Consider the following 16,514-nt stretch of genomic DNA (forward strand, 5'->3'; position numbering starts at 1 on the left):
TCGATGCCGTGGATGCCGTGGATGCCGTGCCCGGACCGGCCCGCCGCGCCCTGCGTGCGCCGGGCGTCCGGATGGGCGGCCTGGTGGTGCTCGTCGCGGTGGTCGCCTGCGCGGATCTCTTCGCCGGTCGGGGCGTCACCCCCGAAGGCGTCCGGGCCGTGCTGCTCGGGGCCGGCGACGACCCCACCGCCGAGCACATCGTGCTCCAACTGCGGTTGCCCCGCCTGCTGGTGGCGCTGGTCGCCGGGGCCTGCCTCGGAGTGGCCGGGCTCGTGCTCCAGTCGGCCCTGCGCAACCCGCTGGCCGGACCCGAGGTCACCGGCGTCACCCCCGGTGCGGTGCTCGGCGCGGTGGCCGCGACCGGCCTGGGCCTCGCGGGCTGGGAGTCCCCGACGGCCGTGGTCGTGGCGGCCTGCGTCGGCGGCTTCGCCGGAGCGGGACTGCTGTGGCTGCTCGCCGGGCGGGACCGGGGCGACCCGGAACAGACCGCTGTCTACGGGGTCCTGGTGTCCGCGGTGCTCGCCGGACTCACCGCCGTCGTCCTCCTGGTGGCTCCCGGTGAACTCGGCAGCGTCGTCCAGTGGTTGATCGGCTCCACGGAAGGCCGTGTGTGGCAGCACTGGAATCTGCTCTGGCCGTGGGCCGCCTTCTGGGGTGCGGCCGCCTGGCTGCTCGCCGGACCGCTGACCCTGCTGCGCTGCGGCGACGAACAGGCCGCGGCGGCGGGTCTGGCCACCGGCCGGGGACGGGGCGCGGCGCTCGTGTGCGCGGTGGCGCTGACGGCCGGAGCGGTCTCGGCGGTGGGCGCGCTCGGCTTCGTGGGGCTGCTGGTGCCGCATCTGGCGCTGGCGGTGTTCGGCGCGGACCTGCGCATCACGCTCCCGGGCGCCGCGCTGTTCGGTGCGGCGGTGGTGTGCGGGGCGGACGCCGCCGCCCAGCTGCTGTCCCGGCTGCTGGCCACGGCGTTGGAGGCGGACCGGCTGACCCTTCCGGTCGGCGCCCTGACCACCTTTGTGGGGGCGGCGCTGCTGATGGTCGTGGCGCGGCGGAGGGCGGACGAGCGATGACGACGGTCCGGCAGGGCGCCATGGACGTGGGCGCGGACGGAACAACAGGGGTACAGCGATGAGGAGAGCGGCATGCCGGAAGGCCTGACGGAACAAGTGGACACGAGCCCGGCGAAGGAGCCCGGCCCGGGTGTCGAATCCCGGGCGGAGTCCGGTGCGGAGCCCGGTCCGGATGTCGTGCGGGCGGAAGGGCTGACCTTCGGCTACCCGGGGCGCAGGGTGCTGCGCGGGGTGGACCTGAGCATCCGGGCCGGCGAACTGGTCGCCCTGATCGGGCTGAACGGATGCGGCAAGAGCACTTTCCTCAAACTCGCCGCAGGACTCCTGACCCCGAGCGGCGGCCGTGTCCTGCTCGAAGGCGACGACGTGGCCCGGCTGCCCCGCCGCACCGCGGCCCGACGCGTCGCCCTGCTCCATCAATCGGCTCCGGCCGTACCGGGGCTGACCGTACGTCAGTTGGTGCGGCAAGGGCGCTATGCGGCCCGGGGGCCGCTGGGGATGCTGCGGGAGGGCGACGACGAGGTGACGTCCCGGGCGCTCGCGGACGTCGGCGTCACCGCCTGGGCCGACCGGCCGGTGGACGCGCTGTCCGGTGGCGAACGCCAACGGGTGCGGCTGGCCATGGCGCTGGCCCAGGACGCCCGCGTGCTCTTCCTCGACGAGCCGACCACCTATCTCGATCTGCGGCACCAGTTGGAGGTGCTCCAGACGGTCGTACGGCTGCGCGCGGAGCGCCGGTTGACGGTGGTGATGGTGCTGCACGACCTGAACCACGCCGCCCGGTTCGCCGACCGGATCGTCGCGCTGCGCGAGGGCCGCGTCGCCGCCGACGGGCCCCCGGCCGAGGTGGTCACCCGGCAGCTGCTGGCCGAAGTCCTGGGCGTGGACGGCCGGGTGGGGATCGACAGCGAGGGTGGCTGGCCCGTCTGTTACCCAGATCACCCTCTCGAACCGCTCCAGGTATTGCGGAATGAAAATCATATTCATTAGTGTCTGTGCTGCGGCACGCACCAACGCACCAACGCCGTGCTTCACACCCATCCGATCCGACCGAATGGAGACTCCAACTCATGGAGAACAACAAGGTGTTCAGCCCGATCGCCGACCAGGGTCAGCTCGCCCACCTGTCCGCCACCCACTCGAACGCCCTCGTCGAGAACCCCTTCGACGACGCCGTCGAGGCCGACACCGCGGGCGAGAAGTGAGCGAAGCCTGCCGCTGACGGCAGGTTTCCCCGCGTAGCGCGGGGGCGGGCCCGCCCGGTGACTCCCGGGCGGGCCCGCCCTTCACCCCGCTGCCTCGTTCCCCGTCTCTCCGAGGCACCCCGTACCCGCCCGCATTCCGTATCCCGTCCCGCCGCACCGGAGGATCCCGTGACCCGCAGTCGACTCGCTCCCGGCACCGGGATCGTCACCGCCCCCGGAGCCGGCCCCGTGCTCCGGACCTCCGGAGGGGAGTTCCTGCGCATCGACACCGGCGGTGTCGACGCCGGGACCCTGGTGCGCCGGCTGGTGGGGGAGGAGGCGCCGGAAGAGGGTGCGCACACCGCTGAACTCACCCGGCTCATAGAGGCGTTCGAGGAGGGCGGACACGCGGTGGCCGCACCGCCCCGGGCCCCGCTCGCCGGTCGTACCGTCCACGTCCTGGGCGACCCCGTGCTCACCGTTCCGGTGGCGCGCTGCGCCGGGGCGGAAGGGGCCGAGGTCCACGAGACCACCCCGGACCGGGTGGCGGAACTGGCCGGGGCGACCTCGGGCCGGAGCGCCGATGGACGCGTGGCCGTGGTGTGGTGCCTCGACTCGCCCGTACCCGAGGGGCTTTGGGACACGGCGGACCGGTTGCCCGGGCAAGGCATCGCCTGGCTGCGGTGCCACCGCGAGGGGGCTCACGTCTGGACCGAGCCGTTGGCCTCGGCCCCGGGTGACGTCACCGCCCGGCACGTCCGTCTCCGCAGACTCGCGGCCACCGCCGCCCATCGCGAACTCGCCGCGTACTGGGCTGGACACCGCACCCCGGACACCGGACCGCACCCGACCGAGGCCTCCGCCGCCCTGATCGCCGGGCTCCTCACCGCCGATCTGCTCGCCTGGGCCGAAGCCGAAGCCGAAGCCGAAGCCGAAGCCGAAGCCGAAGCCGGTGCCGGTGCCCCACTCGGAACTGGTGCCGGTGCCGGTGCCGGAGCCTCGGTAGGGCCGGGCGGGTCCACCCGTCTCCCGCCCCGCCGTCGGCTGCGCCGGATCGACCTGCGGGATCTCACCGTCACCGAGCACCCCGTTTTCCCCGTCCCGGACGTCGCACCGCTGCCCGCCCCCACACGGGTGACGGCCCACGCCGAGGCCGGGACCGCGAAGGCACGCCGGTGAACACCCGTACCGTGTACGTCCCCACGCCCGACGGCATCGCGCTCGCCACCGATGTATGCCTCCCGGACGGGACGCGCCCCCGGCCCGCCGTCGTGATCAGAACCCCCTACGGGCGTGACGCCCACCGAGCCGAGCTGCGCGGCTGGGCGGCCCACGGATTCGCCGCCCTGGCCCAGGACGTACGCGGCCGCCACGGATCACCGGGGGAGTGGCACCCGTACCGAGGCCACGAGATGGCCGACGGCGCCGCCACCGTCGCGTGGGTGCGCGCGCAGGCCTGGAGCAGCGGTGAGGTGGTCGCCGCGGGCGCTTCCTACGCGGCGCACTGCGCACTCGTCACCGCCTTGGCCACGGCCGACGGAGCCCTTCTCGGCGGAGTCCCCGATGCCGTCATCGCCGCCGTCCCCGCGCTCGGGCTCACCGAGACGGCGCGCGAGCCTGGCGGCCCGGAGCGGCTGTGGGCCCGGGCAGGCTGGTGGGCGGCCCACGGCGACCGCCGCGACTCCGACCCGGACGCGCTGGCCCGTGCCCTGGCGGACGACCCCCGGCTGCTCGAACACCTTCCGATCGCCCGCCTGGCGGATCGGCTGGCCGAGGACCTGGGGCGCCAACTGCCCTCCTGGCCACGGCTCTGGGCCGACCGGAGCCGGGGCCGGATCGTCGCACAGGGTTCCGCGGCCCGTCTTCCGCTGCTCGCCGTCGGCGGCACCCGTGACCCCTTCGCCGAGGACACCGTGGCCCTGTGGCACGCCTGGGGCGGCCCGTCCCGGCTGCTGCTCGGTCCCTGGGGTCACCGCCTCGCCGCCGACCCGGCCGTCCCGGCCCGCGCCCGCGTCAACCTCGGTGCGCTGTACGTACGGTGGGCCCGCGCCGCACTCGCCGGACAGCTGGAGCCGACGCGGCACGGGGTCATCGCCCTCGGCGACAGCGGGCGCTGGCACAGCACGCGGGCGCGCAGCGCTCCCCGGCCTCCGTCGCCGGACGGCCACCGCGACCGCCGCACGGTCGCCACCGTTGCCGCGTCCCGCGCCACGGCCGAAGCCGCAGTCCCCGTACGCGTCCCACCCGCTGCGCCCGCCCCCTCCCCGGACGCCGCCCCGGTCCGCACCGTCGCCTGGCCCTTCGACTCGCCCACCGGCCTGCGACTGCTCCACGGCGCCGAGTTCAGCGCCGACCCGGACCGCCCCGTGCGCTCCGACGACCTCGCCGTCCCGGCCGGCGGTGACCGCGCCGACCGCTGTCTGCTTCTCTCGCCGCCGCTGCCGCGCCCGCTCGACCTGGTGGGAGCCGCCGTCGCCCGGGTCAACGCCACGGCCGACGCCCCCTGTGCCGACTGGGCCGTACGCCTCACCGCACTCGACCCGTCCGGCCGCGCGGATCCGCTCGCCTTCGGCATCGTCCGGCATACCGGCCCGCCCGGTGAAGCCGCGGACATCACCGTGCCGCTCGGCACGCTGGGCCGTCGACTGCCCGCCGGAACCCGGTTGCGGGCCGAGATCGCCGGACACCACTTCCCCGCCCACGCCCGTAACCCGCACACCGGCGAGGACCCGGTCACGGCCACCCGGCTCGTCACTTCCCACCGCACCGTGAACCCCCGGGGCAGCGCCCTCCACCTGCCCGTCGTCGCCCGACGCCGCTACGTCGAGCCCGTACCGGAGATATGCCGTTGACCAGCGCCCTGCCCATCGAAACCCTCGTCGATCCCGTCACCGGGATCATCCGGGACGTCGCACCCGTCGAACACCCCACGGGCGCGCCGCCCCGCTACACCGCGATGACCGCGGACGTCGCCGACGCCCGCCGTCTGGGCGCGTGGCCCGCCGACCGGGTCTCGCTCGGCACGACGTTCGGCGACCCCCGGGGCGCGTGGATCGCCGCGGTGGCCGAGGCCGTCGAGCGCTACTGCGGCAACCGCCTCCCGCCACCGGGCCACCCGCAGGAGCCCCGGCGGGCCACCGCCGCCGAACTCGCCGCCGAGGGCCACCGCCTCTACGGGCCGGGCGCGCTGCCGGCGTACGCCCCCTGGCAGTACGGCCGGCAGGGATTCCCGTACGCCGAACTCACCGACGACACACCGGTGCTGTGGACCAGGGCTGTCGAGGACGGGGAGCCGTGCTGGGCGCCCGTCGCCCTGACCCACCTCAACTGGCGTCAGGGCGACCTGCGTTCGCTGACCCGCACCCACCATCTCAACTACGCGGGTATCGCCACCGGACAGGGCCTGGACGACGCCGTCGAGCGCGGGCTCCTCGAAGTCGTCGAGCGGGACGCGCTGGAGCTGTGGTGGCACCTGGACGGACCCACCCGGGGCATCGACCCGGCGAGCGTTCCCGGACTCACCGAGGACCTGGCCGGCTGCGGTCTGGACGTGCACATCGTGGAGATGCCCTCGGAGTTCGCCCCGTGCGTGGCGGCTCTCGTGCACGATCCCGGGCGCGGCATCCACGCGGCCGGGTTCGCCTGCCGGTACGGCCCGGCGGAGGCGGCCCGCAAGGCCGTGCTGGAGGCCGTGCACACGTGGGTGTTCACGCAGGGCGCGGTGGACGCCGACGGCTGGGTGTACCGGGCGGTGGAAGCCGGCATGCTGGCCCGCGGCCTCTACCTCGATCACCGCGCCGACCGGCGCTATCTCGACGACTGCGGGCCCGAGTTCGCGGCCGTCCGGGACCTCGGCGCCCATGTCCAGGTCTGGCTGGACGACCGGATGGCCCCGCTCGCCCGCCGGTTCACCGAGCCCGCGCTCGGCGTCGTCCCCGTCACCGGGATCGCTCCCGGCAGCCGCACGGCGCTGGACGCCGCGCTCGCCACCGGAGGGCACCGGGTGATCACCGCGGACCTCACCACGGAGGACGTCGCCGAGACCACACTGCGCGTCGCCCGCGTCCTGGTCTCCGGCCTGATCCCCAACGCACCTGCGGCCTTCGGCTACTTCGGCTGCCCGCGCTTCGCGGACGCGGCGCTCGCCCGGGGGTGGCGATCCCGGCCCCCGGCCGGCCCCGAGGACTTCACCCTCGCCCCACCACCGCACATGTGAAGGAGCGTGGCCCATGCCCGACACACCGGACCGAACCGCCGCGCCTGCTTCCGGGGCAGGCGTCGCGCAGCCCACCGCACCTGCCTCGGCGACGCCTGCCGTGCAGCCTGACCCGCCTGCTCCCGGGGCGGGCGCCGAGCTGCCGGACGCGCCCGCGGCGGAGGCGTGCGGGGCAGGGGCGGCGGGGTCCGTTCCGAGGACGCCCGGTGTGTCGCCCGTCGCTCCCGCCGCCGGGGCGTGCGCGGTCGGGCCGACGGGGTCCGTTCCCGGGACGCTCGGTGCGTTGCCTGGCGCTCCCGTGGCCGGACCCGAGTCGGCACGGCCGACCGCGCACGCCCTCGGGGCGCGTGCCATGCCGCCCGCCGTGCCCGCTCCCGGGGTGCGGGTCGCGCCGCCCGACGTGCGGGCTGCCGGGGTGCGGGTCACGCCGCCGGGCCTGCCGGCTCCGGGGGCGCCCGCCGTTTCGCCTGTCGCCCCTGCCGTCGGACCGGTTCCCGCGTGTCCTGTCGCATCTGCCTCCGGAACATCTGCCGCGCCGCGCGGCCTGCCTCCCTCCGGCGTGCGCGCTGTGCCGCCCGCACCCGGAACACGTTCCGCGCGGCCCGATACGGGCGGCCCCGGAGTGCATGCCGCACGGACCACCGCCCACGTTCCAGGGGAGCCCGCCGTGCCATCTGCTGCCCGCGTGACCGGCCCGACCGCCACGCCGCCCGACGCCCCTCACCCGGCCCGGGCCAAGAGGCCGGCTTCCGGTAGCGACGTCGCCACCGGGGCCCGGCCCGCCGCACCGGGCTTCCTGCGCCAGGCGCTTGCGGACGCCCGCTCATCGCGTGTCCCCGCCCTCTCCCCGTACGTTCCGGAGCGTCCGTTCCCGTGGAACGGCCAGGGGCTGCCCGTGGCCGGGACCGGAGCCACGGCCGAGGGCTCGATCGACCTCGACCGCGTGCTGCGGCTGTCCCTTGCCGCGCCCACCGGAACACCCGGCAGACTGCGATCCGTTCCCTCGGCGGGCGCCCTCCACCCGGTGCGCGCCCACCTGTTGCTCGGTCCGGGCTGCTCGCTGCCGCCCGGGCGTTACGCCTACGACCCGCGCACGCACCGCGCCCACCCGCGCGGCCCGGCCTCCGCCGACGTGCCCCGGGGCGCGCTCGTCGTCCTCACCGTGGCTGCGTCCCGTACCGTCGCCCACTACGGTCACCGGGCCTGGCCGCTGCTGCTCCTGGACACGGGACACGCCGCCGCCGCGCTGGCGCTGGCCGCGTCCCCGGCCCTCGACGTCCGGGTCTGCCTCGACGCGGACGCCGCCCTGCTGTCCGCCGCCGCCGGACTGCCCCGTGCCCCGGACTGGCAGGACGCCTGGCCCGGCACCGAGCCGGAACTGCCCCTGGCGGTAGTCCGGTTGGTGCGCCGGGGCGGCCGGTCGGCGGACCGCGGAGGGGCGTTGAGTGCCTGGGCGGCCCTGCCTCACGGTGCGGCCCCTGCGCCGCTACCCGGTGCGGACACGGCCCCGCCCCGCGAACTCGCCGCCGCACGGCACCTGCTGGACCACATCGCCCGTGCCCCCGAGCCGACCGGCGGTACGTGGCACCCGGCCGCGCGCCCGAAGCCGGTGACCGACGACGTCCTGGAAGCGCGCCGAAGCGCCCCGCCCGGCGACCTGAACCACCCGCCCGGAAACGACCTGCTCGCCCGGATCCTGGCCACCGCGCGGACGGCACACCCCGCCGGACCCGCCTGGACCGCGGCGGCCGGAGGCCCCGCCCCGGCCCTGTACGCGTCGGTGCCCGGCCGCCACGGTCTCGGCGTCCGCGCCTCCGGCGACGCGCGCCCCACCCTCGCGCACTGGGCCGCGCGCCAGCAGTGGGTCGGCACAGCGGGCGCGGTACTGCTCGCCCACGGCTGCCCCGAGGACGCGCCACCGGCCGCGGTGCGCAGCAGCCACCTCATCGCCGGATACGCGGTCGGCGCGGCCCAGGCCCACGCCACCGCACTGGGCCTGCGCTCACGCCCCATCGGCTCCTGGCAGCAGGCCGACCTGGGCGCGGCGCTCGGCGACACCCCCGGACGCGACTGGATCGTGCACGGTCTGGCCCTGGGTGGTGGCGGCTCGGCACCTCCGAGTACACCGCAGCCCGCCTCACCTCCGTAGTCCGCAGCTCTGGTCACACGGCCGAAAACCAACCTCCGACCCGTCACCCGACGGCCCCGCCAGGCGAGGAAGAACGCCCATGATGCTCCACCCCGAACTCCTGCGCGCCGCGAACACCGCGCGCCGCCCGCTCGGCCTCGCCACCGCACTGCTCGCGGCGGTCACCGCCACCCACCTCGCCCAGGCCGTCCTGCTCGCCCTCGTGCTCTCCCGGATCGCGCAAGGACAGACCGCAGCCCTGGCCCCGCTGCTCACGGCCGTCATCGCCATCGTCCTGGTCCGCGCCGGCCTCGGCCGCGCCCAGCGCCTGGCCGCCGTCACGGCGGGAGCCACCGTACGGGTCGGGCTCCGCGACACCCTGCTGCGACGGCTCGGGGCGCTCGGCCCCACCGCGATCACCGGGGCGCGGGCCGGAGCCGTGCGCGCCACGCTGGTGGACGGGGTCGAGGGCGTCGACGCGTACATCTCGCGCTATCTGCCCCAATCCCTCATCACCTGCGCCGTTCCGCCGCTGCTGCTCGTCGCCGTCGCGCTCGTCGAGCCGTACGCCGCCCTCGCCCTCGGCCCCGCCCTGCTGCTGGCCCTCTTCGGGCCGCGCTGGTGGGACCGGCTGCTCGCCCGGCGCGGCAAGGAGCACTGGGACTCGTACGAAGCCCTCGCCGCCGACTACCTGGAGGCCCTCCAGGGGATGCCGACCCTGCGCACCGCCGGCGCCGTGGGCCGGGTACGGGAACGGCTGGAGCGGCGGTCGGCCGCCCTGCACCGGACCACCGTCGCCAAACTCCGGGTCTCGCTGGTCGACACCGGCCTCACCGACCTCGCCGTCCAGGGCGGCACGGTCGCCGCGGTCCTCGTGGCGTGCTCCTCGGCCGCCACCGGCCGTACCGCCGCCACCGGTACCTACCTCCTGCTCCTCCTCGCCTCCGAATGCTTCCGCCCCGTGCGCGACCTCTCCCGCGAATGGCACGCGGGCTACCTCGGGGTGTCGGCGGCCGACGGCATCGCCGCCCTGCGCACCGCCGAAGCGGCCGTGCCGGACCGGGGCACCAGGGCCGCCGTCTGGAAGAACGCACCCGAAATCCGGTTCGAGGACGTGCACTTCACCCACCCGGGCAGCACCCGCCCCGCCCTCGACGGTGTCAGCTTCACCGCCGCCCCCGGGCGCACCACGGCCGTCGTCGGGCCCTCCGGGGCCGGCAAGTCGACCCTGGTGAGCCTGCTGCTGCGGCAACGGGACCCGGACCGGGGCCGCCTCACCGTCGCCGGGACGGACACCGCCGCGTACACCCTCGCCTCGCTGCGCCGGGGCATCGCCGTCGTCTCGCAGGAGACCTACCTCTTCCATGCCACGATCGCGGAGAACCTGCGCATCGCCCGCCCGGCCGCCACGGACGAACAACTGCGCGCCGCCGCCCGTACCGCCGGGATCGACCAGGAGATCGCCCGGCTGCCGGACGGTTACGCCACCCTCGTCGGCGAACGCGGCGCCACGCTCTCCGGTGGACAGCGCCAACGGCTCGCCCTCGCGCGGGCGTTGCTGGCCGACGCGCCCGTCCTGATCCTGGACGAGGCCACCAGCGCGGTCGACGAACGCGGCCAGGCGCGCATCGTCCGGGAACTGACGGCGGCCGGCCGCGGCCGCACCTGCGTCGTCGTCGCCCACCGGCTCGACGCCGTACGCCACGCCGACCACATCGTCGTCCTCGACGCGGGCCGTGTCGCGGCGGCGGGCGACCACACCACCCTGCTCGCGGGCGGCGGCGTCTACGCATCGCTCGTCGCCGCCGGGCGCACCGCACAGGAAGAGCGCGCCGCATGAACCCGACACCGGATCCGACACGGACTCCGACACCGGCCCCAGCCCCGGCGTCAAACCCGACTCCGACACCGACACCGACACCGACACCGACACCGACACCGACACCGACACTGGCCCCGGCGTCAAACCCGATTCCGACCCCGACCCCGACCCCAGCCCCGGACTCCACCTCGACTCCGCCCCAGGCCCCCGCCCCGCCCCAGGCCCCCACCCCCGAAACCGGCGCCCTCCGCTCGCTCCTCCCCGCCCTCGGTGCGCACCGCGCCACCGTGCTGCGCACCTGCCTGGCCGCCCTCGTCGACCAGGCGGCCCTGGTCGCCCTCGTCACGCTCGCCGCGTACACCGTGGGCACCGCCGTCACCGAGCACCGGCCGCCCGCCCCCGGGACCATCGCCCTCCTGGCCGGGCTCGTCCTGCTCCGGGCCCTCGCCACCTGGCGCGAGATGGACCTCTCGCACGACCTCGCCTACCGGGTCCTCGCCGAACTGCGCGTCCGGGTCTTCGACGGGCTGGCCCGCAGCGCGCCCGCCCGGATCGCCGGCCGGCGCAGCGGCGACCTCGCGGCCACCGCGCTCGGGGACGTCGAGGCGCTGGAGTTCTTCTACGCCCATGCCATCGCCCAACTGCTCGCGTCCGGCGTGGTCTTCGCGGTGTCGGCCGCCGTGCTGGCGGCCCTCGGGCCCTGGCTGCTGCTCGCCGTCGTGCCCGCCGCGCTGCTCCTGATCTGGTCGCCGCTCTTCGAAGCGCGCGGGCGGGCCGAACGCGGGGCCCGGACCCGGAGCGCGCTCGCCGAGGTCTCGTCCGAGACCGTGGAGAGCGTCGACGGGCTGCGCGAGCTCCTGATGGCAGGGGCCCTGAACCGCAGGCGGGCCCGGCTCCGGTCCGCCGGGCGTCGGCTCGCCCGCGCCCAGCGCGCCGAACAGTCCTGGGAGACCGGCGCGGGCGCGGCCCGCGATCTGCTGGTCGTCGCCGCCGTCATCGCGGTCGTGGCGGCCGCCGCCCACGCCGCGTCCGCCGGACGCCTGGACGGGGCCTGGGCCCCGGCCGTGATGGCCCTCGCCCTGGGCGCCCTGGCCCCGGTCGCCGAGTCGGCCGCCGCGCTCGGCCGTGCGGGTGGCCTGCGCGCCGCCGCCGCCCGGGTCCGGGCCGCCGTACACGCCCCCGCCGGAGCGCCCGCCCCGGCCGCGCCCCGCCCCGTACCGCCGGGACCGCTGGGTCTGCGGCTGCGCGGCCTGCGGTTCGGATACGGGGGAGCGGCGGTCCTGGACGGCGTCGACCTCACCGTCCGGCCGGGCGAGACCGTGGCCCTCGTCGGGGCGTCCGGGGCGGGCAAGTCGACCTGCGCCCACCTCCTGGCGCGGTACTGGGACCCGGCCGAAGGCGCCGTGGAGCTGGTGCCCCGGGCCCCCGCGCACCCCGTCGACCTGCGGGACCTCACCGAGGAGGACCTGCGCGCCACCGTTTCCGTCGTCGGTCAGGAGGCCCCGCTCTTCCACGGCACCCTCGCCGAGAACCTCCGCTTGGGCGCTCCGGACGCCACGGCCCAGGAGATCGGCGCGGTCGCCCGGATCTGCGGCGTCGACGTCATCGCCGACGCCCTGCCCGACGGGCTGGACACCGCCGTGGGCGAGCGCGGCGCGACCCTGTCCGGAGGCCAGCGCGCCCGGGTGGCGCTGGCCCGCGGGCTGCTGAGCGGACCGCGCGTGCTCGTCCTGGACGAGACGACGGCGCATCTTGACCACCGGGGCGACGCGGAACTTGCCCGGGCGCTCGCGGCCGACTCCGCCACCCGGACGACCCTGGTGATCGCCCACCGCCCGGCCACCGTCCGCAGGGCCGACCGGATCGCGGTCCTGGAGGGCGGACGCATCGTCGAGGAGGGCACCTGGGACGAGCTGATCCGGGCCGGCGGACCGCTGACCCGCCTCTTCGCCCGCGAGGAGGCGACAGCACTTTCCTGAGCGGCCGAGCGGCCCAGCGGCCGGGAGACGAAGCAGCTCCGCCCCGGGGCCGGCGCTCAGGGCAGGGGCTGCTCCGCCCAGATGATCTTCCCCCGGGGTGTGTAGCGCGTGCCCCACCGATGGGCGAGCTGCGCGACGAGGAACAGCCCGCGCCCTCCCTCGTCCGTCGTCCTGGCGTGCCGCAGCCGCGGCGAGGTGTTGCTGGCGTCGGACACCTCGCAGGTCAGCGCCGACTGGAACAGCAGCCGCAGCCGTACCGGCCCCGAGGCGTACCGGATCGCGTTGGTCACCAGCTCGCTGACGATCAGCTCCGTCGTCATCGACAGTTCCGTGAGCCCCCACGCCTCCAGCTGGCGCGAGACCTTGGCCCGGGTCTCGCCGACCGCCGCCGGGTCCACGGGCACCTCCCAGGAGACCAGATGCTCGGGGCTCAGGATGTGCGTCCGGGCGAGGAGCAGGGCGATGTCGTCCGGCTGAGGCACCGGCAGCAGCTCCTTGACCACCGCCGGACACAGGTCCTCCAACGGCAGCCCGCCCCGGGACACCGCCCGGCCGAGCCGGCCCATGCCGCTCTCCATGTCCTTGTCGGTCCCCTCGATGAGCCCGTCCGTGTAGAGGCCGAGGAGGCTCCCTTCGGGCAGCTCGATCTCCTGGGACTCGAAGGGCAGCCCGCCGAGCCCCAGCGGTGGTCCGGAGGGCAGGTCGGGGAAGCTGACCGCCCCGTCCGGAGTGACGATCACCGGCGGCGGGTGCCCGGCCCGCGCCATCGTGCAGCAGCCGCTCGCCGGATCGTAGACGGCGTACAGACAGGTGGCGCCCACCACCGTCGTACCGCCCCGCTCCACCGGCCCCGTCGCGGGCTCCTCCTCACTGAGCCGCAGGACCAGATCGTCCAGGCGGGCCAGCAGCTCGTCCGGGGGAAGGTCCATGTCAGCCAGCGTCTGGACGGCGGTGCGCAGCCGGCCCATGGTCGCGGCGGCCCCGATGCCGTGGCCGACGACATCGCCGATGACCAGCCCGACCCGGGCGCCGGACAGCGGGATCACATCGAACCAGTCGCCGCCCACCCCGTCCTTCGCGTCCGCCGGAAGGTACGAGGACGCCACGTCCAGGGCCGTCCCGCCGCGCAGCGTGTGCGGCAGCAGGCTCCGCTGGAGCACCAGCGCCGCGGTGTGCTCCCGGGTGTAGCGGCGGGCGTTGTCCACGCACACCGCGGCCCGGGCCACCAGCTCCCGGGCGGGCGCCACATCGTCCTCGTCGAACGGCACCGGGTTCTGCGACCGCATGAAGGTGGTCAGCCCCAGTACGGTGTCGCGCGCCCGCATCGGTACGGAGATCAGCGAGTGCAGCCCGAACTCCCGGAGCCGGGCGGCCCGCGCGGGCTGCTCCACCGTCCACCCGTGGCTGTCCGGGTCGAGCACCGGCAGCAGCACCGGGGCGCCGTCGAGGAGGAAGTGCGCGTCGTGCGGCGGCGGCACGAAGTCCACCGCCTCCCCGACACGTACGACCGCCTCCGGACAGCCCTCCCGCACCGAGCTCAGGCCCGCCCGGCGCATGGCGGGCCGCTCGCCCTCGGCCGGCGCGGCCGCCCCCGGCCGGTCGCCGCCGAACGGGGTCTCCAGCAGGTCGACGAAGACGAAGTCCGCGAACCGGGGCACCGCGAAATCGGCCAGCTCCTGCGCCGTACGGTGTACGTCCAGGGTGGAGCCGATAGCCGCTCCGGCCTCGTTCACCAGCGCCAGCAGCCGGCGCGCGTTCCAGCGGTCGGTGACGTCGAGGACCACGTAGCCGATGCCGATCCGCCGGTCCTGGGCGTCGGCCAGCGGGAAGAACGAGCTGGCGTACGCCCGGCGGCGGTGCGGATCGGCCCAGCTCCAGCCCAGATACTCGTAGTCCGTGACCGCCTCGCCGGTCGACAGGACCTGCCGCATCAGCCGCTCGATGGGCGCCGCCAGCGCCCCGGGCAGCACCTCGCCCGGACGGCGTCCCAGCCGCTGCTCCCGGGGGACGCCGCCGAACCGTTCCAGGGTGTCGTTGAGCCAGAGATAGCGCAGCTCGGGGTCGAGCACCGCCATCCCGACCGGCGAACGGGTGAGGAAGTCGTCGAGCACGGACCCGCTCATCGTCCAGTGCGGGGTGAGTTCCCGCCCGGACACCAGGAAGCCCTCCTGTCCGGCGATCGGGAACGAGGCGGTCGCCCGTACGTCGATGTCCAGCGACCGGCCGTCCCGGTTCCGCAGCGGGACCAGTCCGCTCCAGCCCGAACCGGCCCGGCAGCGAGCGGCCACCGCGGCCGTGCGCCGGGGGTCCGGGGGGCCCGTCAGCAGCCGGGCGGCGGACCGGCCGACCACCTCGGCCGCCGGATACCCGAGCAGCGCCTCGGCCCCGCGGGTCCAGCCGATGACCGTGCCGTCCCCGGCGATCACCGCCGCCGCGTCGGCGGCCGTCGACGCCGGTCCCCGCCCGTCCCCGGAGGGCAGCGGGCCGGGCTCCGCCGGGGAGCCCTCATCGGCGGATGCCATTGCACCTCACCACCCTCTGTAGGTTTCCATGGTCGCGCGTAGCCCCGGACCGCGCCCGGCGCGCCGGACGTACGGCCCGGGCGCGGGCTGTCCCTCGTTCGGCGGCGGGACGCGGCGGGCGGTGCCCGCGTTGGTGGGGGTGACAAGCGGTTGCTCGTCCATCTGCCCCGCGCTGGACCCGTGTGGGTGGACGGCTCCGGCCCCCGACAGGAGGGCCGGAGCCGTTTCCATGCCCGGGCTCAGTAGCGGAAGCAGATCTTGCGCTCCTTGAGCCACTGGCCCAGCCAGTCGCCGAACGGCACGGTGACGCACCATCTGCGGGTGGGCGGCGTCCCGGTCCCCGGCGGCGTGGGCGTGGGCGTCACCGGCGGGGACGGCTGCACGGCCGGCGGGACCGTCGGGGACGGGGCCGGATCCGTCGGCGTCGGCGTGGGCGTCGGAGTGGGGCTCGGTGCGGGGGCGGCGGGCGCGGCCATCTCGGTCATCATCGTCCGGAACACCTTCGAGGACCGCGGATTGCTCCGGCACTGCCAGACGCCGTGCGGGCAGTAGTCCGTGACCGTCTGGTAGAGCGGCTCGTGCCGGTCGATCCATTCCAGCATCCGCCGCATGTACTCGGGGTTGTCGCCGTTGCGGAAGAGCCCCCACTCCGGGAACGAGATGGGCTTGCCGTGCTCCGCGGCGAAGTCGACGTGCTTCTGGAGCCCGTACGGGTCGTTGACCTGGTCGTCGAAGGTCTCGCCTGGAGGCTGGTCGTAGGAGTCCATCCCGATGATGTCGACGACGTCGTCGCCCGGGTAGCACTCGGTCCACGGCACCGCGTCCCGCCCCCGGCTCGGCGTGAAGTCGAAGCGGAACTCCTGACCGGGCACCGCGCGCATCGCCGTGACGATCCGCTCCCAGTACGCCTTCCAGGACGTGGGGTCGGGGCCGCACCGATGGGTGTACGTGGTGCCGTTCATCTCCCAGCCGAGCACGATCACGGTGTCCGGAACGCCCAGTTCCACCAGGCGCTCGGCGAGCTTCGTGAAGTGCTGGTCGTACTCCCCGGACGCGCCCGCCCGGAGCAGGCCGCGGACCTCGCGGTCCGGCACCCGCTCCTCGTTGCGCTCCAGCATCGGTACGTTCAGGACGAACATCCGGTCCTCGTCCGCCCGCTTCCAGTCCGCCCAGGCGTCGAGGAAGTCGGGGGTGCCCTCGATGTTCACCCAGAGATCGCCCGGCAGGTACGTGTGCCCCACCCGTAGCTCCGCCCCGCCGAGCCAGCGCGACAGCTCGGCCATCCTGCTGACCCCGGCGGGCCCGTAGTCCAGATACGCGCCGTGCGCCGTGCCGCTCCCGGACCCCGGTGGGCCGGGGGCGGCACTGTCGACGGAATCGGTGCCCGGCGGCGACTGGCCCGCGATGCCGCCACCTGCCAGGAGGCTGAGAGCAGCCGCCGCGATACACGAAACGATGAGACGGCGCTTGGCCGGCATTGCTCCTCCTGGCTGCGGTGAATTCCGGCCTGTTCGGCCTGATGGGGAGAGAGTTTCATCTTCATGCACCGGCGGCATGTTGCAGGAGTCCATTTATCGTATTCGGCGTTGTGATCGT

At 75.5% G+C, this 16,514-nt stretch carries 11 protein-coding genes; 9 read left to right on the forward strand and 2 right to left on the reverse strand.

Going from position 1 to position 16,514, the window contains the following annotated elements; all coding sequences use genetic code 11:
- Positions 1-71 precede the first annotated feature (71 nt).
- The 9 genes from KV381_RS34315 (at position 72) to KV381_RS34350 (ending at position 12,396) form a co-directional block, all read left to right on the forward strand.
- A complete protein-coding gene (locus KV381_RS34315) occupies positions 72-1,067 on the forward strand; it encodes a FecCD family ABC transporter permease (protein WP_373461223.1) in 996 nt (331 codons plus the stop codon).
- Positions 1,068-1,139: 72 nt separating this feature from the next.
- Positions 1,140-2,057 (forward strand): ABC transporter ATP-binding protein, encoded by a 918-nt coding sequence (locus KV381_RS34320; RefSeq protein WP_218787033.1) that lies wholly within the window; start codon positions 1,140-1,142, stop codon positions 2,055-2,057.
- An 80-nt stretch (positions 2,058-2,137) separates the two neighbouring features.
- Positions 2,138-2,272, forward strand: a complete 135-nt coding sequence (gene amiA / locus KV381_RS36820) for a streptamidine family RiPP (RefSeq protein ID WP_240805756.1) — start codon at positions 2,138-2,140, stop codon at positions 2,270-2,272.
- Between the two features lie 168 nt (positions 2,273-2,440).
- Positions 2,441-3,430 carry a hypothetical protein gene (locus KV381_RS34325; RefSeq protein WP_218787034.1) on the forward strand — a complete coding sequence of 330 codons (990 nt, stop codon included), beginning with the start codon at positions 2,441-2,443 and terminating at the stop codon, positions 3,428-3,430.
- Entirely contained in the window at positions 3,427-5,103 is a 1,677-nt protein-coding gene (locus KV381_RS34330) for a CocE/NonD family hydrolase (protein ID WP_218787035.1), read from the forward strand. Before KV381_RS34325 ends, KV381_RS34330 begins: the two co-directional genes overlap by 4 nt.
- Positions 5,100-6,467, forward strand: coding sequence for a YcaO-like family protein (locus KV381_RS34335; protein WP_218787353.1), 1,368 nt, complete (start codon positions 5,100-5,102; stop codon positions 6,465-6,467). The genes KV381_RS34330 and KV381_RS34335 overlap by 4 nt, the downstream gene beginning before the upstream one ends.
- A 685-nt stretch (positions 6,468-7,152) precedes the next feature.
- On the forward strand, positions 7,153-8,616 hold the full coding sequence (locus KV381_RS34340; RefSeq protein ID WP_373461183.1) for a nitroreductase: 1,464 nt from the start codon (positions 7,153-7,155) through the stop codon (positions 8,614-8,616).
- 79 nt (positions 8,617-8,695) lie between these two features.
- Positions 8,696-10,435: an ABC transporter ATP-binding protein/permease gene (locus KV381_RS34345; RefSeq protein WP_030081854.1), complete on the forward strand. Its 1,740-nt coding sequence runs from the start codon at positions 8,696-8,698 to the stop codon at positions 10,433-10,435.
- A gap of 131 nt (positions 10,436-10,566) precedes the next feature.
- The gene (locus KV381_RS34350) at positions 10,567-12,396 is read left to right on the forward strand and encodes an ABC transporter ATP-binding protein (protein WP_218787354.1); all 1,830 of its coding nucleotides are present in this window, start codon (positions 10,567-10,569) and stop codon (positions 12,394-12,396) included.
- 56 nt (positions 12,397-12,452) lie between these two features.
- On the opposite strand, the gene KV381_RS34355 is transcribed toward KV381_RS34350, so the two are convergent.
- Complete coding sequence (locus KV381_RS34355) at positions 12,453-14,918, reverse strand: SpoIIE family protein phosphatase (protein ID WP_030632616.1); 2,466 nt, start codon at positions 14,916-14,918, stop codon at positions 12,453-12,455.
- Between the two features lie 239 nt (positions 14,919-15,157).
- Complete coding sequence (locus tag KV381_RS34360; protein WP_193463559.1) at positions 15,158-16,396, reverse strand: glycoside hydrolase family 26 protein; 1,239 nt, start codon at positions 16,394-16,396, stop codon at positions 15,158-15,160.
- Positions 16,397-16,514: the final 118 nt, after the last annotated feature.

This window comes from Streptomyces sp. WY228, from assembly GCF_019287315.1.
In the GTDB taxonomy this organism is placed as follows: domain Bacteria; phylum Actinomycetota; class Actinomycetes; order Streptomycetales; family Streptomycetaceae; genus Streptomyces; species Streptomyces caviscabies.